Genomic DNA, 10,858 nt, shown 5'->3' with positions numbered 1-10,858 from the left:
GGCGATGGAACACATTTTCCAAAGGGGCGGGAACAGCGTAGCTGTGTAGCAACTTTGGTCAGCTTTTCGCTGAATGTGTTCCATCGTTTTGCGCTATGAATAGTTGCCGATTGCGGGTTACTTACCTGCCCAGTTACACAGAACTTAAAGCGGGCCACAACCCTTGAATTTACAACTATGCGGCAATTATTTATGAGCGTGTGTTATGGGCTGTATTTTCTTTCCCCTTTTTATTCATCCACCATTTCATCGTTAATCCCCAACCAAGTCCACAAATCAGCCATAATGGTATTCCAATCAGAATACTTTTCTGAGTAATTTCCTCACTTTTAATTAATGGGAGAATAATTTGCATTGTAATAAACATAAATAGTCCAAAGAAAAGTCCTGATTTTAACCAATTCTTTGTTGTATTTTTCTTCTCATTAATTTCAAGATTCAAGTTTTTATATCTTTCAGGTTGTTTGTCTAACCACTTTTGTTTTATTGTTTGTTTAAACCATCCCCAAATAGGAAAAGTAATTGTCAATATAATTAATGAAGTCAGATTTCTTTGGGCTGGAATTATTTCTTGGCAATTGTCACAGTAGAAACCAAACCAATTTTTAAATGCTGTCTTATTTTTAGCAGAATATTTCAATCCTGAATGTAGTTCTCCACAATGAGGACAAGGTATAAATGAACGTTCATAAAATGGCTTTTTTCCTTCTCGTTCTATCAACATTACTTTCGGAATTGTTTGCCCCAAAATCAATTCATTAATAACCAATCCTGGATTAATTATCCAGTGCAAAATCACTGGACTTTTCCAATCCCAAATTTTGTATTTTTTCTTGTCGTAGTTCATGTGTTTGTCTTTTTTTATATTGCCCATAACTACTCAATAACCTCAATTAATTGCGTTTATTCCTCCAATACGGCTGTATAAACGCACATTTAGGTTTTAAGTGTTTAATTTTCCTACAATTTACAACTATTTTTTATTTTAGAAATGTAAATAAGTGTAAAAGTATTTTTTTATTATAGCTGATAAAACGTATACTTTTAAAACCAAAAAATCCAGAGAAGCGTGCTCCCCTGGATTAGTTCTATTATAAGTACAAGCTTAAGTTACACTAAGCCTTGCATTTGTTTATTAAAGTGAGTAACGTTGTGGGCCACCTCTTCTAATTTCTTCGTTAGCGTAAGGCTCAAACTTTTTAAAGTTTTCACGGAACGCGTTAGATAATTTAAAAGCAGTCTTGTAGTACTCCTCATCGTTATTCCAAGTTGTTTTAGGACTTAATACCTCAGACGGTACCCCAGGACAATGTCTTGGTTGTGCAACACCAAATACAGAGTGTATATGGTAGTTGTCATAAGAATATAAACCTAAATCACCATTTAATGCAGCGTTAATCATAGCACGTGTGTACTTTAATTTCATACGTGTACCAATACCGTAAGGTCCGCCTGTCCAGCCTGTGTTCACTAGCCATACATTAACACCAGCTTCTTGCATTTTTGCACTTAGCATTTCTGCATATTTAGTTGGGTGTAATGGCATAAATGGAGCGCCAAAACAAGCAGAAAAAGATGGTACCGGCTCTACAACACCAGCTTCTGTACCTGCTACTTTAGCTGTATAACCAGATATAAAGTGGTAAGCAGCTTGTGCAGGAGTTAGTTTAGAGATTGGAGGCAATACACCAAAGGCATCTGCTGTTAAAAAGAATATATTTTTAGGGTTCGTACCTATAGATGGTTCTTGTATGTTCTCTATATTATAAATAGGGTAACTAACTCTTGTGTTTTGAGTAATAGAGGTGTCTGCAAAATCTACAACACCGTTATCATCCATAACAATGTTTTCTAAAATTGCACCTTTTTTGATTGCACCAAAAATTTCTGGTTCATTTTCTGCAGAAAGGTTAATTACTTTAGCGTAACAACCACCTTCAAAATTAAAAACAGAGTTTTGGTTTGTCCAACCGTGCTCATCATCACCAATTAATTTTCTGTTTGGATCTGCAGACAGGGTAGTTTTACCTGTTCCAGATAATCCAAAGAAAATAGAAGTATCACCATCTTTACCAACGTTTGCAGAACAGTGCATAGGCATTGTGTCCTTGTAAACAGGTAAAATAAAGTTTAAAGCAGAAAAAATACCTTTTTTAATTTCTCCTGTGTAACCAGTACCACCAATTAAAGCAATTTTTCTTGTAAAGTTTAAAATTGCAAAATTGTGTTGGCGAGTACCATCTACTTCTGGGTCTGCCATAAAACCTGGAGCATTAACTACGGTCCATTCTGGATCAAAGCCATTAAGCTCTTCTACAGTTGGCCTTAAGAACATGTTGTAAGCAAACATATTTGCCCAAGGATGCTCGTTAATAACTCTAATGTTTAATTTGTAATCTTTATCAGCGCATGCATAAGCATCTCTTACATAAAGTTCTTTTTCGTTTAGATAAGTAATGACTTTGTCGTAAAGTGCATCAAATTTATCTGGTGCAAAAGGAATGTTAATATCTCCCCACCAAACTTTTTCAGCAGTTACATCATCCTTTACAATAAATCTGTCTTTTGGAGATCTACCTGTAAATTCGCCAGTATTAATTGCTAAAGCTCCAGAAGAAGCCTCTTTACCCATACCTTTTTCCAAAGTTATTTTGTGCAATTCTGACGGAGATAATTGATAATTAATGTCAGTGCTTGTAATACCATATTCCTCCAACGAAATCGTTTTCGTGTCTGGACTATAAGTGCTCATAGTTTTAGTTTTAATGTTAGTGCAAAGCTAAAAAATTTTTGCGGTTATGCAGTTTAATTGCGAAATGTTTAGCTAAAATGTTTAAAAATACGATAACCTAATAAAAACCATCCAATAATTAATAATAATCCACCAATTGGAGTGGCAAAAGCAATAGATTTTGCGTTAAATCCTAAAATTGTATCAATACTTAAAAGATAAATTGAAAAGCTAAATAGTATTATACCAGTTACTAAAAGGTAAAAAATTGGCTTCTTATGCTTTGCTGTAAGCTGTGGTATTACACCTAAAGCCAGTAAAAGTAACGCGTGGTACATCTGGTAATCTGTACCTGTTTTGTAAGAGGCTATAGATTTTGCATCAATTAAACCATCTAATCCGTGTGCACCAAAAGCACCAAAAATTACTGCAGTAAGTCCAAAAAACACTCCAGTGGTTAAAATTGTTTTGTTCATAACAAAAAACGTTTGTAAATTTATAAATGTAACAAAACTGATGTTTTCATCAGTATCACCATCAAAAGTAATAAAACATATGTTAAGACAAATACTTGTATTAGGTGCCGGAAAATCTACCGCTTATTTATTAGATTATTTACTTGGTAAGGCAAAAGAAGAAAAACTACATATTACTATTGCAGATCTGCAACCAGAAAATATTGCTGCAAGTATAGCTAGTCACAATGCCTGTACAGTTGTTGGTTTAGATATTTTTAATATTGAAGAGAGACAAAAGCTAATACAAAGTGCAACCATAGTAATATCTATGCTGCCCGCTAGCTTACACATTTTAGTAGCTAAAGATTGTGTTGGTTTTAAAAAACATTTGGTTACAGCGTCTTATGTTAGCGACGAGCTAATGGGTTTAGACAAGCAGGTAAAAGAAAATAAACTTGTTTTTATGAACGAGATAGGCCTAGATCCTGGTATAGACCATATGAGTGCTATGCAAATTATAGATGATATTAGAGATCAAGGCGGTAAAATGTTATTGTTTGAGTCTTTTACGGGTGGTTTGGTGGCTCCGGAGAGCGATACTAATTTGTGGAATTACAAGTTTACTTGGAACCCTAGAAACGTTGTTGTTGCTGGTCAAGGTGGTGCAGCTAAGTTTATACAAGAGGGTACCTATAAATACATACCTTATAATAAGTTGTTTAGAAGAACAGAATTTTTTGACGTAAAAGGTTTTGGTAGGTTTGAAGGCTACGCTAACAGAGATTCTTTAAAATATAGAGAAGTATACGGTTTGCAAGATGTGTTAACCTTATATAGAGGTACTATGCGTCGTGTTGGTTTTTCTAAGGCTTGGAATATGCTTGTAGAACTTGGGATGACAGATGATAGCTACACCATTGAAAACTCTGAAAATATGAGCTACAGAGCGTTTACCAATTTGTTTTTACAATACTCACCAACAGATTCTGTAGAGCTTAAATTACGTCATTATCTTAAAATAGATCAGGACGATATTAGGTGGGCAAAATTAGTAGAGCTTCATCTTTTTGATGACACTAAAAAAATTACACTAAAAAACGGTACGCCTGCACAAATACTACAACAAATATTAGAGCAAAGTTGGACCTTAGATAAGAACGATAAGGATATGATTGTAATGTATCATAAATTTGGGTACAGTCTTAACGGTGAAGAAAAACAAATAGATTCTAATATGGTTGTTTTGGGTAAAAACCAAACACACACAGCTATGGCAAAAACTGTTGGGTTGCCTGTAGCTATTGCAACCTTATTAATATTAAATAATAAAATCACCAATTACGGTGTGCAAATACCAATTAAAAAAGAGGTTTACGAACCTATTTTAAACGAGTTAAAAGAGCACGGTGTAATTTTTAACGAGTTTAATACGGAGTATAAGGGATACAATTCTGTTGCAGAGTATAGTTAGTGTTTAATACCGTTTTGGTATATTTATGGTTAATTTATAACTAGATTTATGAAATTAGATAACGATAGAATTAAAATTGACGGAATAGACAAGAAAATCATAAGGTACCTTATGGAAGATGCGCGTAAACCTATTTTAGAAATAGCGCGTAATATTGGTATTTCTGGCGCAGCAATTCATCAACGTTTACGTAAGCTAGAAACTTCTGGCTTAATGTCTGGTTCTAAATTTATAATAAATCCCAAAGTTTTGGGGTATACCACAATGGCTTACATTGGTATTTTTTTAGATAAAGCTATGAGTAACCCAAGTGCCGTTAAAGAATTAGAGAAAATTCCCGAAGTTTTAGAATGTCACTATACCACAGGTAATTGGTCTGTATTAATAAAAGTTTTGTGTAAAGATAACGAGCACCTAATGCAGGTGTTAAACAAAGAGATACAACAAATAAAAGGGGTTTCTAGAACAGAAACCTTTATTTCTTTAAATCAGCAAATAGACAGGCAAATACAAATATAATTGTAGCTTTTTATGACAAATGTTTTAGTTTTAAATTCTTTTATGTCTTAATTTTGGGGCGTGAAACAAACCTTACTCATAATAGCATTTGTAATATGCCTTAAGCCAATGTTCCCATTTATGGAGTATGTGGTTAATTATGATTATATCTCTACTGTGCTTTGTATTAACCAGGACAAGCCAGAGTTAGAGTGTAATGGTAAGTGTGCTTTAATGAAATCTATAGAGAAATCTACACAAGAAGAACACAATGAGCAAGGTGTTGTAAAGTCAGAATTTCAGTTGTTATTTCATCAAAATACTGAAGAATCTCTTGTGGACTCTAAATCTATATTAGAAAAAAAATCGAAAATACTTTCTGCAGAGAGTGCTTATAACTACAATACGGTTTTTAGCCTTTTACGTCCTCCTATTTCATAAATTTTATGAGTTAAGCTTAATGTTAATGTGATTTTTCAGTCTTTGTAAAATCATCATTTTTCTATGTTGTTTTTTATCAGCCTAGAGCTTAACAACGCCGCTGTTTATTTTTTTTAAAAGTCAATACATCTATTTCTTTTATAGAAATATGGTTATGTAATGTGATCTTTTTTAGAACTAAACGCACAATAAAATCACACAAAATAGAATAAGAAATAAGTAAAAGTTTAAAATGAAAACAAATTTTTTAAAATCGATACTAGTAAGTTTTAGTTTAATAGCACTAGCATCTTGCTCGTCTGATGATGACGGAGAAATGGATAATGTTAATCCAGGGCAGGTTACTTTGGAGTTTGATAGCAGCTTTGCAGGAAACGAACTAATCTTAGGAGCTGCTAATGCAGCAAATACAAACGGGGAGGCTTTAACAGTAACCCGCTTAAACTACATTGTAAGTAATATTGTTTTAGTAGATGAAGATGGTATGGAGTATGCATACCCAAAAGAAAATAGTTACTTTATTATTAGCGAAGATTCTAACGACGCACTTGCAGACAATACAAAAATTATTTTAGAAGGTGTGCCAGCAGGGGAATACCAAGCGGTTAAATTTGGTATTGGTGTAGATAAAGAAAAATATGATCAAGGGTTAAGCGGAGCGGGTGATTTCTGGGATGCTGCTAGTGCGTATGATATGACTTGGTCTTGGGCTTCTGGTTACAAGTATGTAAACTTTGAAGGTGGCTATACAACTAGTGCGTCTGGACCAGTTGGGATTTCAGGAGAAGATTTTAAAGTGCATTTAGGTAGAGCAAGTGATGAGGTTACTAATTACACAGAAACTACTATAAATGTACCTGCAGGTTCTGCAATTATTGTTAACGAAGATATGGCTCCAGAGGTACATATTATTACAGATGCAAGCGCACTTTTAACTGCTAGAGAAGCTGTTAGTTTAGAAGCTTATGGCAATGCAATTATGGGTGGTGAAGGTGCTGTAATAGTAGCTGCTAACGTACCATTGGTATTTAAAGTAGATCACGTACATAACAATGAAGCTGGTAACAGTAGTCATTAAAATTTAATAGCGTGTTGCAGGCCTAGTTTTAGTTTTGGTTTTAGCTGGGCTTGTGACTCCTATTTTTTTTATTTAGTTGATATGAAGAAAATTAATTTCTTTTTGACTTTGTTAGCTATTGTAGGTTGCCAAAATAATGATGATGGTTATACCAATGTTTCGGTAGAATTAGAGGTGCCAGCTCATTTTCCGGAGGTAACGTACAATTTAACGAACAACCCGTTAACAGAAAACGGAATAGAACTTGGGCGCAAATTGTTTTATGATGGTGCAGTGTCTTCTACAGGAACAATTTCTTGTGGTTCTTGTCACGAGCAAAAATATGCATTTACACATCACGGACATACATTTAGCCACGGCGTAAACGATTTAGAGGGAACAAGAAACACGCCGCCTGTGCAAAATATGGCTTTCTTAGAAAATTTTGCTTGGGATGGTGCAACGGGTCATTTAGACCTTTTTCCTGTAATTCCGATTACTACAGAGGTAGAGATGGATGAAACCTTAGAAAATGTAATAGAAAAACTGAAGAATAAATCTGGTTATAAAAAACTGTTTGCTGAGGCTTTTGAAGATGGAGAAGTAAACTCTGAAAACTTTTTGTTGGCGTTGTCACAGTTTATGGTAACTATGATTTCTGCAGATGCTAAGTATGATAAGTATATAAATAACCAAGTGCAATTTACTGAGGTAGAGCAGCAGGGTTTAGCTCTTTTTGAGCAAAAATGTGCTAGTTGCCACGCTACGGCATTGTTTTCTGATGGAAGTTTTAGAAATAATGGCTTGCAACCTAATCCTAAATTAGATGATATTGGAAGAGGAAAAGTAACTGGTTTTGTAGCCGATAATTACAAGTTTAAAGTGCCAAGTCTTAGAAATATAGCGGTAACAGGGCCATATATGCATGATGGGCGTTTTGGGTCTTTAGAGTCGGTCTTGGCGTTCTATAATGAAGCGGTTGTAGATTCGGAAACATTAGATCCTTTACTTCGTAACAATAGTAATTTAGGTATTGCTACAACAGCAGAGGAGAGGGTAGCAATTATTGCTTTTTTAAATACCCTTACAGATAATACCTTTTTAAAGGACGAACGATTTTCAGAGAAATAGAATATGAAAAATTTAATAATAATAGGATGTCTAATGGTTGTGTGTAATGCGTTTGCAATACATAAAACAGAACCAACAGATAGTTTGCAAACAACAGCAACAACAAAGCATTACGTTTTTGAAGATTTTTGCGATACTTGTGGTTGTAGTGGTAATGGTGGTAGTATGGGTTTTGGTACAGGTTTAGATACCAATTTTGCAGGAGTGCGTTACATTTCTCAAAGTTACCAATCTAGAGATGGTATTTTTAATGATTCTCCTTGGATAGATGAAAACTTTAATACACTACAGGCTTGGGGTAGAGTGCCAATTGGCAAGCGTTTTTTGGTAAATGCAATTGTGCCTTATCATTTTCATGATAGAGAGTTTGCAGATAAATCTTCTCAGGATATTAGTGGTTTAGGAGATATTACAGTTTTAGGTTTTTACAAAATATTAGCAAAGCAAGATAGTATTATGGTGGTTGGACCACAACACTCCTTGCAAGTAGGAGGTGGTGTAAAAATGCCTACTGGTAGTTTTGATAGGGCTAATAATACAGGTAGTGTAAATACTAGTTTTCAGTTAGGAACCGGAAGTTGGGATTATGTTACGGCTATAAATTACGGACTTTCGCATAACAATTGGGGAGTGTCTGCAATGGTGAATTATACTTTTAAAACAAAAAACGCTAAAGATTATCAATTTGGTAATCAGTTAAATTATGGTTTAAATACCTATAAAACATATTACCTGTCCGATAATTTTGCGTTAACGCCAGCTCTTGGTGTTGGTGGTGAAAATTATAGTGAAGATGAGTCTTATAATTTATCAGTTTTAAATACGGGTGGCGATGTGTTTTTTGGCAAGCTAAGTGTAGAGGCTAGCTACAAAAAATACTCCTTAGGAGTTACAAGTATGTTGCCTATAGATCAAAACTTAAACAACGGAAAAGTTGAGGTTAAAAACAGGTTTTCTTTGTATTTAAATATCAATATATAGCAATTTAATAACTGGTATAAAATATAATTGGGCGTAATGAACAATTCTTATTAAGGTTGGTTCTAAAGGTTTGGGGGAATTTTTTAGAACAGCATTATGTCCAATAAAAAAGGGTGTCTACTAGTAGACACCCTTTTTGTTTTTTTAAATTTTATAAAAGAATTAATCTCTTGCAAATACTCGGTATGCCCAGTATACTAGAGATGCTAATGCACCTAAAGCAGCAACTAAATAAGTTCTAGCAGCCCATTTTAAAGCATCTTCTGCGCCAGCGTATTCTTCTTGACTAAGCATATTTTTGTTTTTTAACCAAGCTAAAGCGCGGTTACTAGCATCGTATTCTACAGGTAGTGTTACAAAACTAAATAATGTAGCAAAGCCCATCATAACTAAACCAGCAACAGCAACATAAAATCCAAGACTACCGGCAATACCAGATACGGCCATTAAAATAACGCCACCATAAACAACCCATTGAGACATGCTAGATGTTACGCTAACAATAGGCACTAATTTAGAACGCATTGTTAACCATTGGTATGCAGTAGCGTGTTGTACAGCATGGCCGCATTCGTGAGCAGCAACTGCAGCTGCAGCTGCGTTGCGCTGGCTGTAAACACTTTCACTAAGGTTTACGGTTTTGTTTGCAGGGTTATAATGGTCTGTAAGTCTACCTGGAGTAGAAATTACTTGTACGTCTCTAATGCCGTTATCAGCTAGCATTTTTTCAGCTATTTCTGCGCCACTCATTCCGTTGCGCAATTGTATTTTAGAGTATTTTTCAAATTTACTTTTTAATCTGTTACTAACAAGCCAGCTAACTAAAGCAACTGCGCCAATAATAATATAATATGTATACATAGTTTGTGTTTTAAAAGAAATAAATATAACAATTAAAAAGCAAAAACCTCGCCAAATTTGGCGAGGTTTAATTTACTGACAATTCTAAGTGTTTATGCAAGAACTTCTTCCCAGCCAAAAGCTTCTAGTATTTCGTTGTATACTACTTTGCCGGACACAATGTTTAGTCCTTTTTGTAAAGAGGCATCTTGCTTGCACGCGGCTTCCCAGCCTAAATTGGCTAATTTTAAAGTGTATGGTAATGTAACATTGGTTAAAGCCATTGTAGAGGTGTATGGTACAGCACCTGGCATATTTGCTACAGAATAATGTACAACATCATCTATAATATAAATAGGATCTTCATGGGTAGTTGGTTTGGTAGTCTCTACGCAGCCACCTTGATCTACGGCAACATCTACAATTACAGTTCCTGGTTTCATGTCCTTTAACATATCTCTTGTGATAAGGTTAGGAGCTTTAGCGCCTTTTAATAGTACGCCGCCAATAATAAGGTCATGTGTTTTTATGTGTTTTCTAATGTTAAATTCGTTTGAGAATTCTGTTGTTACGTGCGGTGGCATAACATCGTTAACATAACGTAAGCGTTTCATGTTTACATCTAGTATGGTGACGTGAGCTCCCAAACCAGCTGCCATTTTAGCAGCTTGTACGCCAACTACACCGGCACCTAGAACTAGAACTTTACCTGGAGCAACACCAGGAACACCTCCTAAAAGTACACCTCTGCCTTTTACGGGTTTCTCTAGGTATTTTGCGCCTTGTTGAATAGCCATTCTACCGGCAACTTCGGACATTGGAGTTAGTAATGGTAAAGTTCCTTCTTCATCTTCAACGGTTTCATAAGCAATACAAATGGCTTTTTGCTTAATCATTGCTTTGGTTAGTGCTTCACTAGATGCAAAATGAAAATATGTAAATAAAATTTGTCCCTCTTTAATAAGATCGTATTCCTCTGCAATAGGCTCTTTCACCTTAACAATCATTTCGCTCATTGCGTAAACTTGTGCAATAGTATCCAAAATTGCAGCGCCTGCCTGTTGGTAATCGGTATTGCTAAATCCGCTGCCTTCACCAGCTCCAGACTGTACGTATACGGTGTGGTTGTTCTTTGTTAATTCAAAAACCCCACCTGGTGTTATACCAACTCGACTTTCATTATTTTTAATTTCTTGAGGGATACCAACAATCATAATTAACTAATTTTAGATTTTGTGCTAAATTAAATT

11 protein-coding genes are annotated in these 10,858 nt (G+C 35.0%); 6 read left to right on the top strand and 5 right to left on the bottom strand.

The genetic code is table 11. The features are described from left to right. Positions 1–190: 190 nt before the first annotated feature. From M4I21_RS15700 to M4I21_RS15690, 3 genes are all read right to left on the bottom strand, one after another. Positions 191–847 (bottom strand): hypothetical protein, encoded by a 657-nt coding sequence (locus M4I21_RS15700; RefSeq protein WP_249560175.1) that lies wholly within the window; start codon positions 845–847, stop codon positions 191–193. Between the two features lie 288 nt (positions 848–1,135). Further along, positions 1,136–2,752 carry a phosphoenolpyruvate carboxykinase (ATP) gene (gene pckA, locus M4I21_RS15695; RefSeq protein WP_249560174.1) on the bottom strand — a complete coding sequence of 539 codons (1,617 nt, stop codon included), beginning with the start codon at positions 2,750–2,752 and terminating at the stop codon, positions 1,136–1,138. 68 nt (positions 2,753–2,820) lie between these two features. Then, positions 2,821–3,207, bottom strand: coding sequence for a DUF423 domain-containing protein (locus M4I21_RS15690; RefSeq protein WP_249560173.1), 387 nt, complete (start codon positions 3,205–3,207; stop codon positions 2,821–2,823). A 79-nt stretch (positions 3,208–3,286) separates the two neighbouring features. Here M4I21_RS15690 and M4I21_RS15685 point away from each other — a divergent pair, with 79 nt between their 5' ends. From M4I21_RS15685 to M4I21_RS15660, 6 genes are all read left to right on the top strand, one after another. Then, positions 3,287–4,660, top strand: a complete 1,374-nt coding sequence (locus M4I21_RS15685; protein WP_249560172.1) for a saccharopine dehydrogenase family protein — start codon at positions 3,287–3,289, stop codon at positions 4,658–4,660. Positions 4,661–4,708: 48 nt separating this feature from the next. Further along, complete coding sequence (locus tag M4I21_RS15680) at positions 4,709–5,179, top strand: Lrp/AsnC ligand binding domain-containing protein (RefSeq protein ID WP_249560171.1); 471 nt, start codon at positions 4,709–4,711, stop codon at positions 5,177–5,179. A 108-nt stretch (positions 5,180–5,287) separates the two neighbouring features. Then, positions 5,288–5,599 (top strand): hypothetical protein, encoded by a 312-nt coding sequence (locus M4I21_RS15675; protein WP_249560170.1) that lies wholly within the window; start codon positions 5,288–5,290, stop codon positions 5,597–5,599. A 232-nt stretch (positions 5,600–5,831) separates the two neighbouring features. Beyond that, a complete protein-coding gene (locus M4I21_RS15670) occupies positions 5,832–6,677 on the top strand; it encodes an MbnP family protein (protein ID WP_249560169.1) in 846 nt (281 codons plus the stop codon). Between the two features lie 81 nt (positions 6,678–6,758). Then, positions 6,759–7,787: a cytochrome-c peroxidase gene (locus tag M4I21_RS15665; protein ID WP_249560168.1), complete on the top strand. Its 1,029-nt coding sequence runs from the start codon at positions 6,759–6,761 to the stop codon at positions 7,785–7,787. A gap of 3 nt (positions 7,788–7,790) precedes the next feature. Beyond that, positions 7,791–8,768: a transporter family protein gene (locus M4I21_RS15660; protein WP_249560167.1), complete on the top strand. Its 978-nt coding sequence runs from the start codon at positions 7,791–7,793 to the stop codon at positions 8,766–8,768. Positions 8,769–8,930: 162 nt separating this feature from the next. Here M4I21_RS15660 and M4I21_RS15655 read toward each other — a convergent pair whose 3' ends face one another. Beyond that, positions 8,931–9,629, bottom strand: coding sequence for a zinc metallopeptidase (locus M4I21_RS15655; protein ID WP_249560166.1), 699 nt, complete (start codon positions 9,627–9,629; stop codon positions 8,931–8,933). 92 nt (positions 9,630–9,721) lie between these two features. Continuing rightward, positions 9,722–10,822 carry an alanine dehydrogenase gene (gene ald, locus M4I21_RS15650; protein ID WP_249560165.1) on the bottom strand — a complete coding sequence of 367 codons (1,101 nt, stop codon included), beginning with the start codon at positions 10,820–10,822 and terminating at the stop codon, positions 9,722–9,724. Positions 10,823–10,858: the final 36 nt, after the last annotated feature.

Origin of the sequence: Cellulophaga sp. 20_2_10, assembly GCF_023476645.1 — a bacterium.
GTDB lineage: Bacteria > Bacteroidota > Bacteroidia > Flavobacteriales > Flavobacteriaceae > Cellulophaga.
The sequence above is the reverse complement of the archived record's forward strand: the minus strand, read 5'-3'. Positions and strand labels throughout refer to the sequence as shown.

What these genes read in the sequence shown, in the direction of transcription:
- M4I21_RS15660 (WP_249560167.1), top strand. Translation starts at nt 7,791, where the DNA reads ATGAAAAATTTAATAATAATAGGATGTCTAATGGTTGTGTGTAATGCG.
- M4I21_RS15665 (WP_249560168.1), top strand. Translation starts at nt 6,759, where the DNA reads ATGAAGAAAATTAATTTCTTTTTGACTTTGTTAGCTATTGTAGGTTGC.
- M4I21_RS15700 (WP_249560175.1), bottom strand. Translation starts at nt 847, where the DNA reads ATGAACTACGACAAGAAAAAATACAAAATTTGGGATTGGAAAAGTCCA.
- M4I21_RS15690 (WP_249560173.1), bottom strand. Translation starts at nt 3,207, where the DNA reads ATGAACAAAACAATTTTAACCACTGGAGTGTTTTTTGGACTTACTGCA.
- M4I21_RS15670 (WP_249560169.1), top strand. Translation starts at nt 5,832, where the DNA reads ATGAAAACAAATTTTTTAAAATCGATACTAGTAAGTTTTAGTTTAATA.
- M4I21_RS15685 (WP_249560172.1), top strand. Translation starts at nt 3,287, where the DNA reads ATGTTAAGACAAATACTTGTATTAGGTGCCGGAAAATCTACCGCTTAT.
- ald (WP_249560165.1), bottom strand. Translation starts at nt 10,822, where the DNA reads ATGATTGTTGGTATCCCTCAAGAAATTAAAAATAATGAAAGTCGAGTT.
- pckA (WP_249560174.1), bottom strand. Translation starts at nt 2,752, where the DNA reads ATGAGCACTTATAGTCCAGACACGAAAACGATTTCGTTGGAGGAATAT.
- M4I21_RS15680 (WP_249560171.1), top strand. Translation starts at nt 4,709, where the DNA reads ATGAAATTAGATAACGATAGAATTAAAATTGACGGAATAGACAAGAAA.
- M4I21_RS15675 (WP_249560170.1), top strand. Translation starts at nt 5,288, where the DNA reads ATGTTCCCATTTATGGAGTATGTGGTTAATTATGATTATATCTCTACT.
- M4I21_RS15655 (WP_249560166.1), bottom strand. Translation starts at nt 9,629, where the DNA reads ATGTATACATATTATATTATTATTGGCGCAGTTGCTTTAGTTAGCTGG.